22 protein-coding genes are annotated in these 21320 nt (G+C 72.3%); 10 read left to right on the forward strand and 12 right to left on the reverse strand.

What is annotated here, in order from left to right; all coding sequences use genetic code 11:
- Window positions 1-38: 38 nt before the first annotated feature.
- From EES41_RS11855 to EES41_RS11865, 3 genes are all read left to right on the forward strand, one after another.
- The gene (locus EES41_RS11855) at window positions 39-662 is read left to right on the forward strand and encodes a GntR family transcriptional regulator (RefSeq protein ID WP_008743273.1); all 624 of its coding nucleotides are present in this window, start codon (window positions 39-41) and stop codon (window positions 660-662) included.
- Window positions 663-915: 253 nt separating this feature from the next.
- The gene (gene aceE / locus EES41_RS11860) at window positions 916-3600 is read left to right on the forward strand and encodes a pyruvate dehydrogenase (acetyl-transferring), homodimeric type (RefSeq protein ID WP_123077889.1); all 2685 of its coding nucleotides are present in this window, start codon (window positions 916-918) and stop codon (window positions 3598-3600) included.
- Between the two features lie 123 nt (window positions 3601-3723).
- A complete protein-coding gene (locus tag EES41_RS11865) occupies window positions 3724-4242 on the forward strand; it encodes a DUF4240 domain-containing protein (RefSeq protein ID WP_123077891.1) in 519 nt (172 codons plus the stop codon).
- Between the two features lie 42 nt (window positions 4243-4284).
- On the opposite strand, the gene EES41_RS11870 is transcribed toward EES41_RS11865, so the two are convergent.
- Window positions 4285-5055 carry an SDR family NAD(P)-dependent oxidoreductase gene (locus EES41_RS11870; RefSeq protein WP_123077893.1) on the reverse strand — a complete coding sequence of 257 codons (771 nt, stop codon included), beginning with the start codon at window positions 5053-5055 and terminating at the stop codon, window positions 4285-4287.
- A gap of 83 nt (window positions 5056-5138) precedes the next feature.
- Here EES41_RS11870 and EES41_RS11875 point away from each other — a divergent pair, with 83 nt between their 5' ends.
- Complete coding sequence (locus tag EES41_RS11875; RefSeq protein ID WP_123082399.1) at window positions 5139-5804, forward strand: TetR/AcrR family transcriptional regulator; 666 nt, start codon at window positions 5139-5141, stop codon at window positions 5802-5804.
- Window positions 5805-5882: 78 nt separating this feature from the next.
- On the opposite strand, the gene glnA is transcribed toward EES41_RS11875, so the two are convergent.
- Window positions 5883-7292, reverse strand: a complete 1410-nt coding sequence (gene glnA / locus EES41_RS11880; RefSeq protein ID WP_073779916.1) for a type I glutamate--ammonia ligase — start codon at window positions 7290-7292, stop codon at window positions 5883-5885.
- Between the two features lie 183 nt (window positions 7293-7475).
- Between glnA and EES41_RS11885 the strand changes: the two genes are divergently transcribed.
- Window positions 7476-7943 carry an RDD family protein gene (locus tag EES41_RS11885; protein WP_123077895.1) on the forward strand — a complete coding sequence of 156 codons (468 nt, stop codon included), beginning with the start codon at window positions 7476-7478 and terminating at the stop codon, window positions 7941-7943.
- A gap of 132 nt (window positions 7944-8075) precedes the next feature.
- On the opposite strand, the gene EES41_RS11890 is transcribed toward EES41_RS11885, so the two are convergent.
- From EES41_RS11890 to EES41_RS11910, 5 genes are all read right to left on the reverse strand, one after another.
- Window positions 8076-8774 (reverse strand): DUF4191 domain-containing protein, encoded by a 699-nt coding sequence (locus EES41_RS11890; protein WP_073779912.1) that lies wholly within the window; start codon window positions 8772-8774, stop codon window positions 8076-8078.
- Between the two features lie 10 nt (window positions 8775-8784).
- Window positions 8785-8982, reverse strand: a complete 198-nt coding sequence (locus EES41_RS11895) for a hypothetical protein (protein WP_008743281.1) — start codon at window positions 8980-8982, stop codon at window positions 8785-8787.
- Between the two features lie 252 nt (window positions 8983-9234).
- On the reverse strand, window positions 9235-10182 hold the full coding sequence (gene lipA / locus EES41_RS11900) for a lipoyl synthase (RefSeq protein WP_008743282.1): 948 nt from the start codon (window positions 10180-10182) through the stop codon (window positions 9235-9237).
- A 121-nt stretch (window positions 10183-10303) separates the two neighbouring features.
- The gene (gene lipB / locus EES41_RS11905) at window positions 10304-11101 is read right to left on the reverse strand and encodes a lipoyl(octanoyl) transferase LipB (RefSeq protein WP_123077897.1); all 798 of its coding nucleotides are present in this window, start codon (window positions 11099-11101) and stop codon (window positions 10304-10306) included.
- A 77-nt stretch (window positions 11102-11178) separates the two neighbouring features.
- Window positions 11179-11454: a hypothetical protein gene (locus EES41_RS11910; protein ID WP_123077899.1), complete on the reverse strand. Its 276-nt coding sequence runs from the start codon at window positions 11452-11454 to the stop codon at window positions 11179-11181.
- 172 nt (window positions 11455-11626) lie between these two features.
- Here EES41_RS11910 and EES41_RS11915 point away from each other — a divergent pair, with 172 nt between their 5' ends.
- Window positions 11627-13066 carry a hypothetical protein gene (locus tag EES41_RS11915; RefSeq protein ID WP_037797480.1) on the forward strand — a complete coding sequence of 480 codons (1440 nt, stop codon included), beginning with the start codon at window positions 11627-11629 and terminating at the stop codon, window positions 13064-13066.
- A 45-nt stretch (window positions 13067-13111) separates the two neighbouring features.
- On the opposite strand, the gene EES41_RS11920 is transcribed toward EES41_RS11915, so the two are convergent.
- The 3 genes from EES41_RS11920 to EES41_RS11930 form a co-directional block, all read right to left on the reverse strand.
- Entirely contained in the window at window positions 13112-14368 is a 1257-nt protein-coding gene (locus tag EES41_RS11920; RefSeq protein ID WP_123077901.1) for an NAD(P)/FAD-dependent oxidoreductase, read from the reverse strand.
- Between the two features lie 170 nt (window positions 14369-14538).
- Window positions 14539-15441 (reverse strand): TIGR01777 family oxidoreductase, encoded by a 903-nt coding sequence (locus tag EES41_RS11925; protein ID WP_123077903.1) that lies wholly within the window; start codon window positions 15439-15441, stop codon window positions 14539-14541.
- Between the two features lie 75 nt (window positions 15442-15516).
- A complete protein-coding gene (locus EES41_RS11930; RefSeq protein WP_174261676.1) occupies window positions 15517-16230 on the reverse strand; it encodes a VIT family protein in 714 nt (237 codons plus the stop codon).
- A 77-nt stretch (window positions 16231-16307) separates the two neighbouring features.
- On the opposite strand from EES41_RS11930, the gene EES41_RS11935 reads away from it, so the two are divergent.
- On the forward strand, window positions 16308-17399 hold the full coding sequence (locus EES41_RS11935) for a PP2C family protein-serine/threonine phosphatase (protein ID WP_174261677.1): 1092 nt from the start codon (window positions 16308-16310) through the stop codon (window positions 17397-17399).
- A 27-nt stretch (window positions 17400-17426) separates the two neighbouring features.
- On the opposite strand, the gene EES41_RS11940 is transcribed toward EES41_RS11935, so the two are convergent.
- Window positions 17427-17687 (reverse strand): hypothetical protein, encoded by a 261-nt coding sequence (locus tag EES41_RS11940; protein WP_123077907.1) that lies wholly within the window; start codon window positions 17685-17687, stop codon window positions 17427-17429.
- A gap of 132 nt (window positions 17688-17819) precedes the next feature.
- On the opposite strand from EES41_RS11940, the gene EES41_RS11945 reads away from it, so the two are divergent.
- Together EES41_RS11945 and EES41_RS11950 are read left to right on the forward strand one after the other, a co-directional pair.
- Complete coding sequence (locus EES41_RS11945; RefSeq protein WP_123077909.1) at window positions 17820-18188, forward strand: ArsC/Spx/MgsR family protein; 369 nt, start codon at window positions 17820-17822, stop codon at window positions 18186-18188.
- Between the two features lie 114 nt (window positions 18189-18302).
- Entirely contained in the window at window positions 18303-18848 is a 546-nt protein-coding gene (locus EES41_RS11950) for a hypothetical protein (RefSeq protein WP_254211410.1), read from the forward strand.
- Window positions 18849-18934: 86 nt separating this feature from the next.
- On the opposite strand, the gene EES41_RS11955 is transcribed toward EES41_RS11950, so the two are convergent.
- Window positions 18935-19867, reverse strand: coding sequence for a Gfo/Idh/MocA family protein (locus EES41_RS11955; protein ID WP_123077913.1), 933 nt, complete (start codon window positions 19865-19867; stop codon window positions 18935-18937).
- A 213-nt stretch (window positions 19868-20080) separates the two neighbouring features.
- Here EES41_RS11955 and glnII point away from each other — a divergent pair, with 213 nt between their 5' ends.
- A complete protein-coding gene (gene glnII, locus EES41_RS11960) occupies window positions 20081-21100 on the forward strand; it encodes a glutamine synthetase (RefSeq protein ID WP_123077915.1) in 1020 nt (339 codons plus the stop codon).
- Window positions 21101-21320: the final 220 nt, after the last annotated feature.

The following is a 21320-nucleotide window of genomic DNA, read 5'->3' on the forward strand; positions in this document are numbered from 1 at the left end:
CACCCCCCTGCGTGCCTCCAGGAGATGAACCGCCGATGATCACCCCACCCGTCGTGCACTCGCTGCGCGAGCAGATCCGCGAGCACATCGTGGAGGGGATCGTCAGCGGCCGCTGGAAGCCGGGCGAGCGCATCGTCGAGCGGCGGATCGCCGTGGAGCTGGAGGTCAGCCAGACGCCCGTGCGCGAGGCGCTGCGGGAGCTGGAGACGCTGCGGCTGATCGAGTCGGCGCCGAACAAGGGCGTGCGCGTACGGAACCTGTCGGCGGCCGATCTGGAGGAGATCTACCCGGTCCGGGCCGGTCTGGAGCAGATCGCGGCCGAGCTGGCGGCGCCGCGGCTGGCGGCCGACTGTTCGGCGCTGGAGCCGCACGTCGCGGCGCTGTGGGAGGCCGACCGGACGGAGGACGGGACGGCGCAGGTGCGCCACACCGTCGGGTTCCACCGGGAGCTGGTGCGGGCGGCCGGGAACAGCGTGCTGCTGCACACCTGGGAGAGCCTGGGCATCGAGGTCTTCACCGCGCTGTCGATCCGCTGGCTCGGGACGGTGCAGAAGTCGTACGCGGAGGAGCACGCGGCCCTCGTCGAGGCGTTCCGCGGCCAGGATCCGGAGATCGGGCTGCTCGTGAAGCGGCATGTGCTGGGGTGCGCGCCCCGCGCCTGAGCCTGCCGGAGCCCGCCGGAGGGCGCGCCGCGGCCGCCCGCTTTGACCCGATTTACCCGGCACCGGGTGCCTTTTTTCATGGCACGCGGTGCCGACTTTCGTCAGATGGACGTTTATTCGTCACATTCATTTGATCGATCATCGATCAGCGATTTACAGTCATCGGCGGGCCCCAACCGGGCCCACCGACCCTGTCCTGCCCGTCAGGGATTTTTTCACCACCTCTCCTTTGACCGGAAGGCGGCGCACACCGATGTCCGACCCCGTAGGAAAGCTTCCGAGCGAGCTCGACCAGCTCCCGGACCGCGACACGGAGGAGACCGCCGAATGGGCGGCCTCCCTCGACGCCGTCGCCAAGGCCGCCGGTACGCGCCGCGCCGAATACCTGCTCCGCCGCACGCTCCAGCACGCCGAGGCCGCCGGCCTCGCCCTGCCCAAGCTGCTGGAGACGGACTACGTCAACACCATCCCGACCGCCGCGGAGCCCGAGTTCCCCGGTGACGAGGAGATGGAAGCCAAGATCACCGCCTGGAACCGCTGGAACGCGGCCGCCATGGTGACCCGCGGCTCCAAGTACGGCGTCGGCGGCCACATCGCCACCTTCGCCTCCGCCGCCTGGCTCTACGAGACCGGCTTCCAGCACTTCTTCCGCGGGAAGGAGGCCGACGGATCGGGCGACCAGCTCTACATCCAGGGCCACGCCTCCCCCGGCATCTACGCCCGCGCCTTCCTCGACGGGCGCATCTCCGAGCAGCAGCTCGACAACTTCCGCCAGGAGTCCGGCGGCAACGGCCTGCCGTCCTACCCGCACCCGCGGCGCCTGCCGTGGCTGTGGGAGTTCCCGACGGTGTCCATGGGCCTCGGCCCGCTGTCCGCGATCTACCAGGCGCGCTTCAACCGCTACCTGCAGAACCGCAGCATCAAGGACACCGCGAACTCGCACGTCTGGGCCTTCCTGGGCGACGGCGAGATGGACGAGCCCGAGTCGACCGCCGCCCTGGCCCTCGCCTCCCGCGAGCGGCTCGACAACCTGACCTTCGTCATCAACTGCAACCTGCAGCGCCTCGACGGTCCGGTCCGCGCCAACTTCCGCGTGGTCCAGGAGCTGGAGGCCCAGTTCCGCGGCGCCGGCTGGAACGTCATCAAGTCGCTGTGGGGCTCCGCCTGGGACGAGCTGTTCCAGCTCGACACCACGGGCGCCCTGGTCCGCCGCCTGCGCGAGGTGCCCGACGCGCAGTTCCAGACGTACGCGACCCGCGACGCGGCCTACATCCGCCAGCACTTCTTCGGTGCCAACGCCGAGCTCGTGCGGCTGGCGGGCCTGCTGTCCGACGCGAAGATCGCCGAGTGCTTCCACAGCTCCCGCGGCGGCCACGAGCCCCGCAAGGTCTACGCCGCGTACAAGGCCGCCCTGGAGCACAAGGGCGCGCCGACGGTCATCCTCGCGCAGACCGTCAAGGGCTACACGCTGGGTTCCGGGTTCGAGTCGAAGAACGCGAACCACCAGATGAAGAAGCTGACGATCGACGAGTTCAAGGACATGCGCGACCTCCTTGGCCTCCCGATCCCGGACAGTGCCTTCGCCGACGGCCAGGTCCCGTACGGCCACCCGGGCGCGAACAGCCCCGAGGTCCAGTACCTGAACGAGCGCCGCGCGGCGCTCGGCGGCCCGGCCCCGGCCCGCAAGGTCAAGCACGTGGCGCTGCCGGCTCCGGCGGACCGCTCCTTCGCCCCGCTGCTCAAGGGCTCCGGCAAGCAGGAGATGGCCACCACCATGGCCTTCGTCCGGCTCGTCAAGGACCTGATGCGGGACAAGGAGACCGGCAAGCGCTGGGTGCCGATCGTCCCCGACGAGGCCCGTACCTTCGGTATGGAGTCGCTCTTCCCGTCGGCCGGCATCTACTCGCCGCTGGGCCAGACGTACGAGCCGGTCGACCGCGACCAGCTCATGTACTACAAGGAAGCCAAGGACGGCCAGATCCTCAACGAGGGGATCACCGAGGCCGGTGCCATGGCCGACTTCATCGCCGCCTGCACGTCGTACGCGACGCACGGCGAGCCGATGATCCCGTTCTACATCTTCTACTCGATGTTCGGCTGGCAGCGCACCGCCGACCAGATGTGGCAGCTCGCCGACCAGCTCGGCAAGGGCTTCATCGTCGGCGCGACCGCCGGCCGCACCACGCTGACCGGTGAGGGCCTCCAGCACGCGGACGGCCACTCGCACCTGATCGCGTCCACGAACCCGGCGTCGCTCAACTACGACCCGGCCTTCGCGTACGAGATCGCGGTGATCGTCAAGGACGGTCTGCGCCGGATGTACGGCGAGAAGCCCGAAGACGTCTTCTACTACTTGACGGTCTACAACGAGCCGAAGGTGCAGCCCGCGATGCCCGAGGGCGTCGAGGAAGGCATCCTCAAGGGTCTGTACCGCTTCAACACGGCGGCCGACCTGGCGGAGGCGGCCCCGGCCGCCGACGCCCCGAAGATCCAGCTGATGGCCTCGGGCACCGCGATCCACTGGATCCTGGAGGCCCAGAAGCTCCTGGCCGCCGACTGGAACGTGGCCGCCGACGTCTGGTCCGCCACCTCCTGGGGCGAGCTGCGGCGCGACGCGCTGGAGTGCGACGAGGCGCTGCTGCGCGGCGAGCTGCGCACCCCGTACGTCACCCGCGCGCTGGAGGGCGTCACCAGCCCGGTGCTCGCCGTCTCCGACTGGATGCGTCAGGTCCCGGACCAGATCAGCCAGTGGGTCGAGCAGGACTACACCTCGCTGGGCACGGACGGCTTCGGCCTGTCCGACACCCGCGAGGGCGCCCGCCGCCACTTCGGTGTCGACGCCCAGTCGATCGTGGTGGCCGCGCTGGCGCAGCTCGCCCGCCGCGGCGAAGTACCGGCGTCCTCCGTCAAGGAGGCCCGGGAGCGCTACGGCCTGTAAGGACCCGCGCCCGCGCGCAGCACGCCGAAGGCCGGTGTCCACCCCGCCAAGGGGGTCGGACACCGGCCTTTCGCCGTATGCGCGGTGGCGGCGCGGGGGTGGAGCCGTGATGCTGGAGCGGTGATGGACGAGACGGAGTTCTGGGAGATCGTCGACCGTACCCGCGAGGCCGCCGAGGGCGACCCCGAGGAGCACGCCGAGCTGCTCGTGGAACGGCTGGCGCAGCTCGACCCGGACTCCGTACTGGACTTCGCCCGGCACTTCGAGTCCCGGTACAACCGGGCGTACACCTGGGACCTGTGGGGTGCGGCGTGGGTGCTGCTCGACGGGGCGAGCGACGACGCGTTCGACTACTTCCGGTGCTGGCTGATCGGCCAGGGGCGGGAGGTCTTCGAGGGCGGGGTGCACGACCCGGACCAGCTGGCCGAGCTGCTGGGCGAGTTCGACGAGGAGATCGACGGGGACGGCGAGGAGCTGGGGTACGCGGCGGACGAGGCGTACGAGCAGCTGACGGGCGCCGTGGCACCCGATCTGGGGATTCCGATGGCGCCGGCGGAGCCGGAGGGCGCCCCGCTGGACTTCGAGAACGAAGCCGTGCTCGCGGAGCGCTACCCCCGGCTGTGGGACCGCTTCAGAGGCTGAGCGCGACGCCGTCCAGCACCGTCCGACGGCGCTTGACGCCGCCTAGCAGTGCGTGCCGCCGTCGATGCGGATCTCCGTACCGGTGATGAAGGCGCCGTCCTCGGAGCCCAGCATCGCGACGACGCCGGCGACGGTCTGCGGGCCGGCGAAGCCCTGGCCGAGGGCGGGGGCGAGCTTGGTGAACAGGCTCCAGTCGGTGTCCTCGGGCAGGCCGGGGCCGTTGCCGGTGGTCATGCCGGACTCGATGGAGCCGGGGGCGACGGCGACGAAGCGCAGACCCTGCTTGCTGTACTCGGCGGCCAGGGCGTGGGTCATGGACTGGATGCCGCCCTTGCTGGCCGCGTAGGCGGACATGTAGGGGTGGGCGAACGAGGCCGAGGTGGAGCTGAAGTTCACGACGACCGGCTGGTCGCCCTCCAGCAGCGCCGGGAGCGACTCGCGGATGACCAGGAAGGTGCCGGTCAGGTTGACCGAGATGACCTGGTTCCACAGGTCGAGGGTGGTCCGGTGGGTGTGCGCGGAGCGCAGGATGCCGGCCGCGTTGACCAGTACGTCGATCCCGCCGAGGGCCGCGACGGCGGCGGCGACGCCGGTCCGTACGGCGGCCTCGTCGGATATGTCGAGCACGGCGGTGGTCAGCCGGTCGCCGTGCCCGTCGGCGAGCGCGCGGTCCGCGGTGGCGTTCAGGCCCGCTTCGCTGACGTCCACGGTGTGGACGCGGCCGCCCTCGGAGAGGATGCGGTGGACGGTGGCCCGGCCGATGCCGGAGCCACCGCCGGTGATGAGGACGCGTCGTCCTTCGTAACGGTTCATGGGGCGAGCGTACCGAGGATGTGACACGTTTTGCCAGAGCGTCAAAGCGTGCAATCCCGCATGCTCACGAGCGGTACCCTTCACTGGTGAGATCCCCTCGTCCGTACTCTCCCCAGCCCGGCCCCGGTGCCCCCTCCCTGACCGAGCGCCGCAAGGCCGCCACCCAGCTCGACATCGCCCGCGCGGCCTGCGAACTCTTCGCCGAACACGGTCCCGACGGCACCACCGCCGAGGACATCGCCCACCGCGCCGGCGTGGCACTGCGCACCTTCTACCGCTACTTCCGCAACAAGCAGGAGGCCGTGGCCCCGCTGCTGGCGGGCGGCGGCGACGCCTGGCGCGCACTGCTCGCCGAGGAAGACCCCGGCACCCCGCTCACCGAGGCACTGGAGCGCGCCGTCACCCGCTCGCTCAGCGACCTCCAGGCGATCGAGGAGGGCCTGGAGGTCACCCGCGGCCTGCTCCGCGCGGCCGCGTCCGACGAGGCGCTGCGCGCGGTCTGGTACCGGGTGAACCAGGACTCCGAGGAGCGCCTGGTCCCGGTCATCGCCCGGCTGGCGGGCGAGGACGCCGAACCGATGGCGATCCGCCTCCTCGCGGCGGCGGCGACGGACGCGATCCGCATCGCCCTGGAACTCTGGTCCACCACCGAAGCCCCGGTCTCGGGCCCGGGCTCCCCACCCGAACTGGCGGTCCACTGCCTGCGCGAGCTGACGGGCGCGATGCCCCTCCTGCACCCCTCCGCCTGAGTCGGACCGGAACGACGAAGCCCCGCCCCTCTCCAGCGAGAGGGACGGGGCTTCGGCAGACCACCGGGCCGCTACGGCTTAGATGTCGAAGTACATCTCGAACTCGTGCGGGTGCGGGCGCAGGGCGATCGGGGCGATCTCGTGCGTGCGCTTGTAGTCGATCCAGGTCTCGATCAGGTCCGGGGTGAAGACGCCGCCGGCGAGGAGGTACTCGTGGTCCGCCTCCAGGGCCTTGAGGACGTCCTCCAGGCTGGTCGGGACCTGCGGGACGCTCGCGTGCTCGTCGGGGGAGAGCTCGTAGAGGTCCTTGTCGATCGGCTCCATCGGCTCGATCTTGTTCTTGACGCCGTCGAGGCCGGCCAGCAGGAGCGCCGCGAACGCCAGGTACGGGTTCGAGGACGGGTCCGGGGCGCGGAACTCGACGCGCTTGGCCTTCGGGTTCGAGCCCGTGATCGGGATGCGCATGGCGGCGGAGCGGTTGCGCTGCGAGTACACCATGTTGACCGGCGCCTCGAAGCCCGGCACCAGGCGGTGGTACGAGTTCACCGTCGGGTTGGTGAAGGCCAGCAGCGACGGGGCGTGCTTGAGGATGCCGCCGATGTAGTAGCGGGCGGTGTCCGACAGGCCCGCGTAGCCGGCCTCGTCGTAGAACAGCGGCTCGCCGCCGGCCCACAGGGACTGGTGCACGTGCATGCCCGAGCCGTTGTCACCGAAGATCGGCTTCGGCATGAAGGTCGCGGTCTTGCCGTTGCGCCAGGCGACGTTCTTCACGATGTACTTGAAGAGCATCAGGTCGTCGGCCGCGGCCAGCAGCGTGTTGAACTTGTAGTTGATCTCGGCCTGGCCACCGGTGCCGACCTCGTGGTGCTGGCGCTCGACCTGGAGGCCCTGGGCGTCCAGTTCGAGGGAGATCTCGGCGCGCAGGTCGGCGAAGTGGTCGACCGGGGCTACGGGGAAGTAACCACCCTTGTAGCGGACCTTGTAGCCGCGGTTGTTCTCCTCGGAACCGGTGTTCCAGGCGCCGGCCTCGGAGTCGATGTGGTAGAAGCCCTCGTTCGCGGAGGTCGCGAAGCGCACGCTGTCGAACACGTAGAACTCGGCCTCGGGGCCGAAGTACGCGGTGTCGGCGATGCCGGTGGAGGCCAGGTACGCCTCGGCCTTCTTCGCGATGTTGCGCGGGTCGCGGCTGTAGGCCTCGCCCGTGATCGGGTCGTGGATGAAGAAGTTGACGTTGAGCGTCTTGTCCTTGCGGAACGGGTCCAGGCGCGCGGTGGTGATGTCGGCGCGCAGCGCCATGTCGGACTCGTGGATCGCCTGGAAGCCGCGGATCGAGGAGCCGTCGAAGGCGAGCTCCTCCGCCGGGTCGAACGCCCGCGCCGGGATGGTGAAGTGCTGCATCACACCAGGCAGGTCGCAGAAACGGACGTCAACGAACTTGACGTCGTTCTCCTCGATGTACTGCTTCACTTCGTCGGCGTTCTGGAACATCCAACTCCTCCTACTCCCGGCCCGGGGCAGGGCGGGCTTTATAGCTCGTGGTGCGTCAGTGCGGTGCCGCACGCTGACCCGACCATAAGCAAGCGGGATTTCTCAAGCATGACCCATTTGTTTCGCCCAAGTTAACCAGGGTCCCGCCGAAGCGCCGGGAAGCAGCACCGGTACCGTGTTCGGGTGGACAACAGGCAAGCAATCGGATCCTGGCTCTCCGGCCCTCGTGCGACCGCCGAGGAGATGGGCGCCGACTTCGGATACCCGGGCCAGCGGCTGGGTCTGCCCCAGCAGGGCCCCGGCTCCGCGGCCCGCTTCGGGCGCCGCCTCGGCGGTGTGGCCCTCGACTGGATCGGCTGCCAGCTGATCGCATACGGGCTGATCACGGGCGGGGACCTGCGAGCGGCCGGCAACTGGACCCTGCTGCTCTTCGTGGCCCTGAGCATCCTGACGGTAGGCACCGTGGGCTCCACGCCCGGCAAGCGCGTTGTGGGCCTGCGGGTGGTCGCGGAGGACGGCGGCCGGCTCGGTTTCTTCCGCGTGGTGGTTCGCACCCTGCTGCTGGCGCTGGTCGTGCCGGCGCTGATCTGGGACCGCGACGGCCGCGGCCTGCACGACCGGCTGGCCCGCGCCGTGCAGGTGCGGATCTGAGGAACGGCGCGAGAAGACGTACGGCGCGTACGAACAGGGGCGCCCCCGAAGCGAAGGCTTCGGGGGCGCCCCTGTTCGTACTGCCGGGCTTCGTATACGAAAAACGGTAAGTGGATTAAGCCGTTCGGCTGATCAGCGCATCTTCCCGCCGCGCGGCATCCGCATGCCCTTGGGCATGGGGCCCTTCGGCAGCGGCATGTTGCTCATGAGGTCACCCATGGCGCGCAGCTTGTCGTTGACCTGCGTGATCTGCGGGCCGGACAGTACGCGCGGCAGCTTCAGCAGCGTCGTACGGACCTTCTTGAGCGGAACCTCGCCCTCGCCCGTGCCCACGATGAAGTCGTGGACGGGAACGTCGGGCATGATCCGGGCCAGCTTCTTCTTCTCGGCCGCGAGCAGGGTCTTGACCCGGTTCGGGTTGCCCTCCGCGATCAGCACCACGCCCGCCTTGCCGACGGCGCGGTGGACGATGTCCTGGCTCCGGTTCATCGCGACGGCGGGGGTGGTCGTCCAGCCCCGACCCACGTTGTCCAGTACCGCCGCGGCAGCGCCCGGCTGCCCCTCCATCTGCCCGAAGGCAGCCCGCTCGGCCCGTCGTCCGAAGACGATCGCCATCGCGAGGAAAGCCACCAGGAAGCCCAGGATGCCCAGGTAGACCGGGTGGCCGATCAGGAAGCCGATCGCAAGAAAGACACCGAAGGTGACGATTCCCACGCCCGCGACGATCAGACCGACCTTCGGGTCGGCCTTGCGCGTCATCTTGTACGTGAGGGCGATCTGCTTCAGTCGCCCTGTGTTCGCAGCAGTCTCTGCGTTTGACTTCCTCGCCATAAGGCGAAGTTTACGTGGCCTGCGGGGTACGGGTGGCCGCGGCCTCCAGTACGTGTTCGGTTTCGACCCGGTCCTGGGCCCTGCGGCGGTCTTCGAGGACCGCGGTCCAGGCGTTGCGCCGGGCACCGCTCATGAGCAGGGACTCGATACCGCGGAAGGCGTCGGTGAAGGACGGGATGGCGATGGCGCGAACGGGCGCGGCCTGCATAAGTCGATCCCTCTCTCGGTATTCGCATCGGCCGGGTGTGTGCGGTGCGTGGACCCAGCGTCACTGACTGGTGTTACCAGGGCATGACCAGCCGGTCAAACGTGATGAAATATTGACGCGGCCCGCCGGGCTCTCTTCACTGAAAGAGCCTAGGGGCCGCGTCGATGCGGTGTTACTCGTTAGTAAGACTGTGTGCGTGACTTCACAGAGTTCACCGCGTAGTGCGCGTCACACACGCGCGTCACACGCGCCTCACACGGTCGCGCGCTTCTCCATCGCCTGGGTGTAGAGGCGGCCGGCACGGTACGACGAGCGGACCAGCGGGCCCGACATCACGCCGGAGTAGCCGATCTCCTCGGCCTCCTTCGCCAGCTCGACGAACTCGGCCGGCTTGACCCAGCGCTCCACGGGGTGGTGCCGCGGCGAGGGCCGCAGGTACTGGGTGATGGTGATCAGCTCACAGCCGGCCTCGTGCAGGTCGCGCAGCGCCTCGCTGACCTCTTCCCGCTCCTCGCCCATGCCGAGGATCAGGTTCGACTTGGTGATCAGGCCGTACTCGCGCGCCTTGGTGATCACGTCGAGCGAGCGCTCGTAGCGGAAGCCCGGGCGGATCCGCTTGAAGATCCGCGGCACCGTCTCGACGTTGTGCGCGAAGACCTCGGGGCGGGAGGCGAAGACCTCCTCCAGCAGCTCCGGGACCGCGTTGAAGTCGGGCGCCAGCAGCTCGACCTTGGTGTGGCCGGCCTCGCGGCCCGCCGTCTGCTCGTGGATCTGGCGCACGGTCTCCGCGTACAGCCAGGCGCCGCCGTCGGCCAGGTCGTCGCGCGCGACGCCCGTGATGGTGGCGTAGTTCAGGTCCATGGTGACCACGGACTCGCCGACACGACGCGGCTCGTCCCGGTCCAGCGCCTCGGGCTTGCCGGTGTCGATCTGGCAGAAGTCACAGCGCCGGGTGCACTGGTCGCCACCGATGAGGAAGGTGGCCTCGCGGTCCTCCCAGCATTCGTAGATGTTGGGGCAGCCGGCTTCCTGGCACACCGTGTGCAGTCCTTCGCCCTTCACCAGGGCCTGCATCTTGGTGTACTCGGGACCCATCTTCGCCCGGGTCTTGATCCACTCGGGCTTGCGCTCGATGGGGGTCTGGCTGTTACGGACCTCCAGGCGCAGCATCTTGCGTCCGTCGGGTGCGACTGCGGACACGACCGGCTCCCTGTGACTTCGATTCTTCGGCGCCCACCAGGGTACGCCCGTAATTTCATACGCTCTTACGTCGGCCAACCTGGGGGAGGCCGGACCCATTCCCGGTCCGCTCCCCCGGGGCTCAGCCCGCCGCGGGCTCGATCTCCCGCGGCCGCGGCTCGGCCTGCTCCAGTACGTCCTTCAGGTGCTTCTCGACGACCGGCAGCACCTCGGCGATGGTGATCTCCCGGCCCAGTTCGTACGAGAGGGAGGTCACACCGGCGTCGCGGATCCCGCAGGGGATGATCCGGTCGAACCAGGTGCTGTCCGGGTTCACGTTGATCGCGAAACCGTGCATGGTGACGCCCTTGGCCACGCGGATGCCGATGGCGGCGAGCTTGCGGTCCTCGCGGCGCTGGCCGGCGTTGGAGGGGGCGTACTCGGGGCCGTTCAGACGCGGGTCGAACTCTTCGTCCGTCAGGCGCGGGTCGAAGTCGAGGGAGAGGCCGCCGATCTTCGGGCGCTCCTCCACGGGGTCGCCGAGCACCCAGACCCCGGAGCGGCCCTCCACCCGGGTGGTCTCCAGGCCGAACTCGGCGGCGGTGCGGATCAGCGCCTCCTCCAGGCGGCGGACGTGGGCGACCACGTCCACCGGCCGGGGCAGCTTCATGATCGGGTAGCCGACGAGCTGGCCGGGGCCGTGCCAGGTGATCTTGCCGCCGCGGTCCACGTCGACGACGGGCGTGCCGTCCAGGGGCCGCTCGCTGGGGTCGGTGCGGCGCCCGGCGGTGTACACGGGCAGGTGCTCCAGCAGCAGGCAGGTGTCGGCGATCGCGTCCTCGAAGCGGGCGGCGTGCACACGCCGCTGCTCCTCCCAGGCCTGGGTGTACTCGACGGATTCCGGCCCGAAGCCCAGATGGACAAACCGAAGCTCAGACACCGCGGCGCCTCCTCGTTGAACCTGCTGTGTGCACGTATCGCACCCGGCCAAGAGTACGGCGACCCGCGCGGGCCCCCTCAGGCGCCCGGCGGGGACTGCGGCGCGGGCCCCGGGAGCCGGCGCGGACGGCGTCGGCCCTGGGCCGGGCGGTCCGGGTCCTCGTCCGCCCTCGGCAGCCTCCGGTGCCCCTCCGCGTGGTCGTTCACCCAGCCGCACACCCCGCACGCGTACCGCCCGTCGAGCCCCGCGATGTACGTGCCGCAGCGCCGGCACTCGGCCTCGGTCAGCTCGGGCGCGGTCAGCGGGGTGGTGGACTCGCGAGGGGGGTCCGGCCTGGTGGGCCAACGGGTCATGGCCCGCAGCGTACGCGGGCGGAAGGGGTCGATCCGTAAAGAGCCCTACCGGTTCTGCACACGATCGGATGAATGTGGGGCAGAGCGGGCGGTATGAACTGAGTTCGCCGCTACATTCACGCCGTTCAAGGGCCGGGACTCCGGTCCGTCACGTCAGGAAACCGTGGAGCCGATGACGGAACGACCTGCCCAGCGCGTCCCCAACCGGCAGCTCGCGGCGCTGATCGCGGAAGCCGGGTTCTCCAACGCCGGGCTCGCCCGCCGCGTCGACCAGCTCGGCCTGGAGCACGGTCTCGACCTGCGCTACGACAAGACCTCCGTGACCCGCTGGCTGCGCGGGCAGCAGCCGCGCGGGACCACCCCGGCGCTGATCGCCGAGGTCTTCACGCGGCGCCTCGGACGGCGGCTGTCGGCGCAGGACCTGGGCCTGGAGGCGTGCGCCCCGGTGTACGCGGGTCTGGAGTTCGCGGCGACCCCGGAGGAGGCCGTGGACATCGCGAGCGGGCTGTGGCGCAAGGACTCCGGTTCCCACGCCGAACTGCGGAAGATCGCCTTCACCCCGGCCGGGCTGGTCGTGCCCAGCCGGGACTGGCTGATCGGCCGGGCCGACGAACGGGTCGGGCGGGGCGCCGAGCCCGCCGCCGCCCGGGTCCCGCTGCAGGGCCGGGCCTCGGTCCCCCGCCAGCGGCAGGTCGACCGGGGTCCCGGCCAGCGGGTGACCGGCGGGGACATCGCGGCGCTGCGGTCGGTGAGCGAGCTGTTCCGGACCCTGGACCACGCGTACGGCGGCGGGCACGCCCGGCAGGCCCTGGTGCGGTACCTGGAGCACGAGGCGGAGCCGATGCTCCGCGGGACCTACGGGGAGAGCACCGGGCGGCGGCTGTTCGCGGCCGCCGCGGACCTGACCCGGCTCGCGGGCTGGACCTCGTACGACATCGCGGCGCACGGGCTGGCCCAGCGGTACTTCGTCCAGGCACTGCGGCTCGCCCAGGCCGCCGGGGACCGGCCGTACGGGTCGTACGTGCTGGTCACGATGAGCCGGCAGGCGGTCTACCTCGGCCACGGCCGGGAGGCGGTGCAGCTGGCCCGGGTCGCCCAGCAGGGCGTCGGCTCGGGCCCGCCGCCGGTCGTCCAGGCGCTGCTGCACTCGGCGGAGGCGCGGGGGCACGCGGTGCTGGGCGAGGTCCGGGCGGCCACGGCCTCGCTGGTGCGGGCGGAGCGCTCGCTGGGCGCGGCCCGGCCGGGGGACGACGTACCGCACTGGGCGAAGTCCTTCGACGAGGCGCAGCTGGCGGACGAGTTCGGGCACTGCCACCGGGACCTCCAGCAGTACCGGGCCGCGGCGCAGCACGCGGAGCGGTCGCTCCAGCTGCGGGGGCCGGCGTACGCGCGCTCGCGGCTGTTCTGCCGGGTGGTGCTGGCCACGGCCCGGCTGGGGCTGGGCGAGCTGGACCAGGCGTGCGCGCTCGGCGCGGAGGCGGCGCAGCAGGCGACGGAGATGCGCTCGGTGCGCGCGGTGGAGTACGTACGGGACTTCGAGCGGCGGCTGGAGCCGTACCGGGACGCCTCGGCGGTACGGACCTACCGGGACCGGGTCGCGGCGCTGTCCTGACGGGGTCCGGTTCCTCGCGGTACCGGACCCCGGGCCAGGTGGGTCTCAGGCCGCCGCCGGAAGGGCGGGCTCCGCGGTGGCCGGGAGCGCGATGCCGAAATCGCGCAGGACGGCGGTGGCGGCGCGCCGGGCCGAATGCAGCGCGCCCTGGACGGTGTTGGTGTCCCGGTGGTCACCGCACACGTACAGCCCGGCCAGGACCCGTACCGGCCGCCGCATGTCGTGCGGCGGGGGCATGGCCGGGACCGCCTCCGGGGTGTGGTGGACGGCCAGCGGCTCCCAGTCCCGGGTGGAGGTCTCGTAGAGCCGGGCCAGGCGCGAGGCGACGGTGCGCGCCGGGGGCGGCGGGCCGAGCACGGTGGTGGTGACCAGGGCGCGGCCGGCCGGGGCCCGCGTCGGGTCGACGGCGCTCATCACGGTGGTGTGGGCGACGGGCCAGGCGGGGTCGCCGTCCAGCAGCAGCGAGCCGTCCCAGGGCAGCGGGGCGGCGGTGGCGTGGTGCAGGACGGTCATCTCGTGGAAGCGGGGCACGCGCAGTCCGGGCAGCAGCTCGGCGGCGGCGCGGGCCCCGGTGGCCAGGAGCACGGAGCGGCAGCTGAAGTCGCCGTGCTCCTCGGTGGTGACCAGGTTGGTCGCCACCGAGCGGACCCGGACCCCGGTGCGCACGGTGCCGGACGGCAGGGCGGCGGCGAGGAGCGCGGGCAGGGTGGCGGCGCCGCCCTCGGGCACGGCCAGGCGGCCGCGGACGAAGGTGCGCAGGGCGAGGTCGGCGACCCGGCTGGAGGTGCCCAGGTCCGGATCGCAGAGCAGGGTGGCGAGCAGCGGGCGCAGGGTCGCGCCGAGGCCGAGCCCGGAGCCGCGGGAGCGCAGTGCGGCCAGGGCGGTGCGTTCCGGGCGGGCCAGGACCCGCTCGACGGGCAGGGCGGCGAGCCGGCCGAGGACGGCGCTGAGCCGGGCCTGGTCGAAGGAGCCGCTGGCCAGGGCGCGGGCCGGGGTGCGGGTGCCGGCCCGGTGCTGTTTGCCGTCGCTGTGGACCAGGACGCCGGGCGCGAAGGGTCGTAGCGTCAGGGCCTCCAGGCCGGGGGTGCGTTCGAGTTCGGTGTACGCGGTGTTGAGCAGCTGACCGATCCGGTCCAGCCGGAACCCGTCGACCTGCTCGGTGGCCATCCGGCCGCCGGCGGCGTCGGCGGCCTCCAGGACGGTGACGGAGACCCCCGCGGCGATCAGGTGCTGTGCGGCCGCGAGTCCTGAGACTCCGGCTCCTACGATGACGACGTCCGCATGCTGTGAGCTGATGAGCACGTGCCCCTCCCCGAGGTCGGCGCGGCTGTGTGGGGATCCTCCTTCCCCCAACGGGCTTGACCAGAACCCGAGTTCGGGCAGCGATTACGGACAACTCCGGTCGCACGGCGGTCGCATACGGGTCATGAACGGTCGCACAGTGGTCGCACGGGGGCCGGGCGGGCGCGCCGTCAGCGGGACCGGCCGGCGAGCGCGGCCCGGATGGCCCCGTCGATCCCGGGGTGCTCGAAGACGAACCCGGACTCCAGCAGCCGGGCGGGCCGCACCCGCTGGCTCTGCAGCACGTCCTGCGAGAACTCGCCGAGCGCGAGGCGCAGCGCGAACGCCGGTACCGGGAACGGGGTCGGGCGGTGCAGGACGCGGCCCATCGCGGCGGTGATCTCACGGTTGGTCAGGGGCTCGGGCGCGGTGAGGTTCACCGGGCCGGAGAGCTGCGGGGTGTCGATGAGGTGCCGCAGGGCGGCGACGTGGTCGTGCAGCGAGATGTACGGCCAGTACTGGCGGCCGTCGCCGAGGCGGCCGCCGAGACCGGCGCGGAAGAGCGGGAACATCCGCCCCCAGGCGCCGCCGTCGGGGGCGATGACCAGTCCGGTACGGGCGAGCACGGTCCGGACGCCGAGGCCCGCGGCGGGCGAGGCGGCGGCCTCCCACTCCACGCAGACGGAGGGCAGGAACCCCTCCCCCGCCGGGGCCCGCTCGTCGACCGGGCGGTCGCCGGTGTCCCCGTAGTAGCCGACGGCCGAGCCGCTCACGAACACCCCGGGCGGGTGGTCGAGACCGCCGAGCGCGCGGACGACGGCCGCCGTGCCGAGCACCCGGCTGTCGCGGATCTCCCGCTTGTACGCGGCGCTCCACCGGCGGTCGCCGACGCCGGCCCCGGCCAGGTGCACGACGGCCGCGCAGCCGTCGAGCCCGGCGGGGTCGAGGTAGCCGCGCTTGGGGTCCCACCGCGCCTCGTCGCCCGCGGCGGGCTCGCGGCGGACGTACCGCACGACGTCATGCCCGTCGGAGCGCAGGCTCCGTACGAGCGCCGACCCGATGAGCCCGCTGGACCCGGTGACCGCGATACGCATCCCCCCATCCTGCCGCCTCCCCGCCCCGGACCCCGCGCCTCAAACGCCGACGGGGCTGATTTTGCCCGGCCCCGGTCAGGCCGTTCCCAGCCACGTCCCCACCGCGTACGTCACCGCCATCGCCACCGCCCCGCCGCCCACGTTCCGCAGGACCGCCCGGCGCGGCTCCGCCCCGCCCAGCCGGGCGCTCACCACCCCGCACACCGCCAGCGCCGCGACCACCGCCGCCACCGTCACCGGCACCCGCCCCGACGGCCCCGGCAAGAGGATCGCCAGCAGCGGCAGCACCGCCCCCACCGTGAACGCGACCAGGCTCGCGAACGCCGCGTGCCACGGGTTCGCCAGCTCGTCCGGGTTGATCCCCAGCTCCACCCGCGCGTGAGCCCGCAACGCGTCCCGCTCCGTCAGCTGCTCGGCCGCCTCCCGCGCCACCTCCCGGCTCAGGCCCCGCCCCTCCAGCAGCTCGGTCAGCTCCTCCAGCTCCGCCTCCGGACGCTCCACGAGCTCCCGCCGCTCCACCTCCAGCGCCGCCCGCTCCGAATCCCGCTGGGAGCTCACCGACACGTACTCCCCCGCCGCCATCGACAGCGACCCCGCCAGCAGCCCCGCCACCCCCGCCGTCAGGATCGCCGCGCGCGACGTCGTGGCCCCGGCCACGCCCACCACCAGGCCGGCGGTGGAGATGATCCCGTCGTTGGCCCCGAGCACCCCCGCCCGCAACCAGTTCAGCCGAGTGCTGATCCCGGCGCTTTCGGCGCTGCCGGCGCCCCGCGGCGCGTCCTCCGTCACGCCCCCCACTGTCGTGGGCTACGGCGTACGGGGCCACCCGGGGTGCGCGCCCCGGACCCCGGCACCAGGGTGGAGGGGTGAGACGCGTACGCGAGGAGCCGGGCTGGCTGCGCGGTGAGCCGCCGCCGCGCTGGGCCCGGATCGCGCCCGCGGCGGCCACGGTGCTGCTCTGCCTCGCCCAGTGGTTCACCCCCGGCGCCGAGCTGGGCTACTTCCTGGCCGGGATCCCGGCCGTCGCCGCGTTCGCGTACGGCGCCACCGGCACGGCCGTCTTCGCCACCGTGGTGCTGCTCCTGCTCGGGCTCCCCCAGCTCGGCGTGGCACACGCCCGCGGCACCGACCTGGCGACCGTGGCGGTGGTCGGGCTGCTGAGCGTGGTGATCGCGTGGGTGCGCCACCGCCGGGACGCCCAGCTGGTCAGCGTGCGCACGGCGGCCGAGGCGGCGCAGCTGGCGGTGCTGCCGCCGGTCCCGGAGTGGGTCGGGCCGGTGCGCTGCACCGGGCTGTACCGGGCGGCCCAGCAGGGCACCCTCGTCGGCGGCGACCTGTTCGACGTACGGGCCGGGCCCTACGGGGTCCGGGCGGTGGTCGGGGACGTCCAGGGGCACGGCCTGGCGGCGGTCGGCACGGTGGCGGCGCTGCTGGGCGCCTTCCGCGAGGCGGTGCTGGACGACCGGGAGCTGCCGGCGGTGGCCGCCCGGCTGGACCGGCGGCTGCTGAGGGACGCGCAGGACGGCCCGCTGGAGCACCCGGAGCTGTTCGCGACGGCGGTGCTGCTGGAGTTCCCGCCGGGGCGGGAACTCGTACGGATCGTGTCCTGCGGGCACCCTCCGGTGCTGCTGCTGCGCGGCCGCTCCGTCTCCGAGGTGACGGCCGAGCCGGGGCCCCCGCTCGGCCTGGGCCTGACCGGGCCGGAGCTGCCGCAGCCGACCGAACTGCGGCTGCTGCCGGGCGACCGGCTGCTCGCGCACACCGACGGGGTCACCGAGGCGCGGGACGCGGCGGGGCACTTCTACCCGCTGTCCCTGCGCCTCCCGGGGCTCACGACCGACCCGGCGGGCCTGGTCTCGGCGGTCTGGCGGGACCTGGAGGGCTTCTCCGACGGCGGCCCGCGCGACGACGTGGCCCTCCTGGTCCTTTCGCTCCCCCCGTCCGCCGCCACCCCGTGACGGGGCGGCGGCGGACGAGCCGAGGACTCAGCTCCCGTTGCCCTCGCGGATGAAGGAGCGCACCATCTTGCAGGTGAGGTTCGACGGCCGGTGGATCCCCACCCGGACTGCCATCGTCCGGATCTTCCGGTTGGTGGCGCGCTTGGGGTCGTACGTCCCCGTGTCGAGCAGGGATATCGCCAACCGCATCGCCTTCAGACGGCGGTTGTGGCTCTCGTACCACTCGCGGGGCAGCCCCGCCGGCAGCGGCTTCTTCTTCGGCATCTCAATGACAGCGGCAGCGGCCATCTACAGCCTCCCAAACGGTAGTTGGCTTCCTGTCGTTCTCCCTCGATTTTACCGGCGCCCACTGACAATCACCCCTGGCCAGACCGGCTTCCACGGCCCCGCCGGGCCGCCCCCGCGCCTACCCTGGGCGTCATGGAGATCTGGATCAATCCCGCCTGTTCGAAGTGCCGCGGCGCGCTGACCCTGCTGGACGCGGAGGGCGCCGAGTACACCGTCCGCCGCTACCTGGAGGACGTCCCCTCCGAGGCCGAGATCCGCGAGGTACTGGGCCGGCTCGGGCTGGAGCCGTGGGACATCACCCGCACCTCGGACCCGCTGGCCAAGGAGACCGGCGTACGGGAGCTGCCGCGCGAGGAGACCGAGGAGGCCCGGGCCCGCTGGATCGCGCACCTGGCCGCGCACCCGAAGCTGATCCAGCGCCCGATCATCACCGCCGAGGACGGCACGGCGGTGGTCGCCCGCTCCGAGGAGGCCGTCCGCGACGCCCTCTCCCGCAAGTAGTGCCGGGCCGCCCCGGCCCGGGGCGGTCTTCACCCCGCCCCCATCCGGCACCTCGTAGGGTGGCCCCACCACAAAAGGGGACAAACGACACGAAAAGGCCGGGACTGACCCACCGTGAACGACACTCAGCAGCCGCAGCCCGCACCACGGCCCACCCCGAACGGGCGCCCCTTCCCCCCGCCCCGGCGCGGCCCGGACTGGATGTTCGGCGGGGTGTACGGGACCGTGCTCGCCAGCGGCCTGCTGGCCGCGCTCGACCAGAAGGGCGGGGAGTACACCCCCTTCTACGACGCCAGTTGGGTCCTGGTCACGGCGGCCGCGGCCGCGCTCGCGCACGGCTACTCGCACCACATGACCAGCCATCAGCCGGGCTCCGCCGCGTACCGCTGGCACGTGCTGGCCCGGGCGCTGTGGAACGAGTGGCCGGTGATCGTGGCCACCCTCCCCACCGTCCTGCTCCTGGTCGCCGCCGGGATCGCCGGCTGGGACTCGTACGGGGTGACGGCGATCGGGCTCGGCCTGAACACCGCGCTGCTGTTCGCCTGGGGCTCCTTCGTGGCGCTCCGGGTCGGCTACCGGCTCGGCTCGGCCCTGCTGATCGGGCTCGCGGACGCCACCATCGGCCTCGCCATCATCGTGGCCAACGCCGTGCTGAAGTAGGCCCGCCGAGTCCGGAGCCCGGGACCGGCCGGGACCCGGGACCGCCCGGGACCGCCCGGGACCGCCCGGGACCGGCCGCGCCGCGCTCAGTCGGGAAGCTGCGCCTGCGCCTCCGCCAGGATCTCGGTCAGCCGGGCCCCGAACTCCGCCCCGCGCGGATCCGGCACCCCGGTGCGGGCCGAGGCGAGCAGGGCGTCCAGGGCCCGGCCGTAGGCGCCCGGTACGTCATTCCAGTCGGGCAGCGAGAACACCCCGTCGGCCCCGCGCAGCTCCAGGCCCACCCCGGCGGCGGCGCGCGGCGCGCCCAGGCAGAGCACGGCGGTGCTGGCGGCGCCGGAGCCGTGCCGCAGGGCGAGTTGCACCACGTCGGAGGGGCCCCGGGTGGCGCTGACCGCGGTGACCTCGCCGAGCACCGGGATCAGGACGGACAGCGCGTGCGGGCCGACGTCCCACAGCCCGCCCTTGGCCTTGCGCCAGGGCGAGTCGGCGTACGCGCCGGGCGTCCCGTCGGGCGGGAAGACGGCGCCGAGCCAGTGCGCGGCGGCCGTGAACCACCCGGTCCGCCGGGCCTGTTCCTCGACCCAGCCGGCGGTCGGCTCCGCGAAGCGGAGGGTGAGGAAGACGACGGACGCGACCCGGCGCCGGGCCACCGCGGCGGCGACGGCCCGGGCGTCCGCCACCGTCGTGGCGACGGGTTTGTCGAGCAGGACGTGGCAGCCGGCGGCGGCCGCGCGCACGGCGAGCGGGGCCTGGACGTCCGGCGGCAGGGCGAAGGCCACGGCGTCACAGTCCGCGAACAGCTCGTCGGGGTCTTCGTACACCTTCACGCCGTGCTCCGCCGCCAGCGCGGCGGCGGCTTCCGGCCGCCGGCCCCACACGCCGGCGAACTCGGAGCCGGTGTGCGCAGCGAGGGCGGGCGCGTGCGTGCTCCGGGCCCAGGGACCGGTCCCGAGCAGCCCGACCCGGGGGCGGGAGGGCGTGCCGGCCGGCTCACCGACAGGACCACCGGAAGGGTTCATATCGTATGAAGGGCTCACGGGCCCAGTCTGCCCCACCCGGGCGGGCGCGCCGCCACCAACCCGCACAACCCGTCCCACCTGCGGTGTAAACGTCGGTAACACGGGGTTCACGCAAGGGCAACGGAAGAGAAATCGCGGCCGGGCACGCTGCGGTCATACCGCAGCCGCAGCACCCGCGGAGTCTGCGCCGGAGACGCACCGAAGGATGGGCCCGTGAGCTACAAGGCTGAGTACATCTGGATCGACGGCACCGAGCCGACGGCGAAGCTTCGCTCCAAGACGAGGATCCTCGGCGACGGCGACGCGCTGCCGGTCTGGGGCTTCGACGGGTCCAGCACCAACCAGGCCCAGGGCCACGCCTCCGACCGCGTGCTGCAGCCGGTGTTCTCCTGCCCGGACCCGATCCGCGGCGGTGACGACGTCCTCGTGCTGTGCGAGGTCCTCAACATCGACATGACCCCGCACGAGTCGAACACCCGCGCGCTGCTGCGTCCGGTCGCGGAGAAGTTCGCCGGCCAGGAGCCGATCTTCGGCATCGAGCAGGAGTACACCTTCTTCGACGGCGCCCGCCCGCTCGGCTTCCCGGTCAACGGCTTCCCGGCCGCGCAGGGCGGCTACTACTGCGGTGTCGGCGCGGACGAGATATTCGGCCGCGACATCGTCGAGAAGCACCTGGACCACTGCCTCTCGGCGGGCCTGAGCATCTCCGGCATCAACGCCGAGGTCATGCCCGGCCAGTGGGAGTTCCAGGTCGGCCCGGTCGGCCCGCTGGAGGTCTCGGACCAGCTGTGGATCGCGCGCTGGCTGCTCTACCGCACCGCCGAGGACTTCAACGTCTCGGCGACCCTGAACCCGAAGCCGGTCAAGGGCGACTGGAACGGCGCGGGCGCGCACACCAACTTCTCCACCAAGGCGATGCGCGAGGACTACCGCGCGATCATCTCCGCGTGCGAGGCGCTGGGCGAGGGCAGCAAGCCGCTGGACCACGTGAAGAACTACGGCGCGGGCATCGACGAGCGCCTCACGGGCCTGCACGAGACGGCCCCGTGGAACGAGTTCAGCTACGGCGTCTCGGACCGCGGCGCCTCGGTCCGCATCCCGTGGCAGGTCGAGCAGGAGGGCCGCGGGTACATCGAGGACCGCCGCCCGAACGCGAACGTGGACCCGTACGTGGTGACCCGCCTGATCGTGGACACCTGCTGCACCGGACTGGAGAAGGACGGCCTGGTCTGAGAGCGCCGAACCCTCCCGCTCCACCGAGCGGCGCCCGCCCGGCCCCCGTGGCCGGCGGGCGCCGCCGGAGGCGTTGGGGCCGGCCCCGTCGTGGGACGGCGGTGCCCACGATGCGATACGGGCGACCGGCATGGACCGGCGGAGACGGCCGGCCAGTTGATGGTTCGCCCGGATTGTCCTGGGCAAATCCGGGGCCACTCGCTGAATTTGAGATTCCGCT

This window comes from Streptomyces sp. ADI95-16 (assembly GCF_003721495.1).
GTDB classification, from domain to species: Bacteria; Actinomycetota; Actinomycetes; order Streptomycetales; family Streptomycetaceae; genus Streptomyces; species Streptomyces goshikiensis.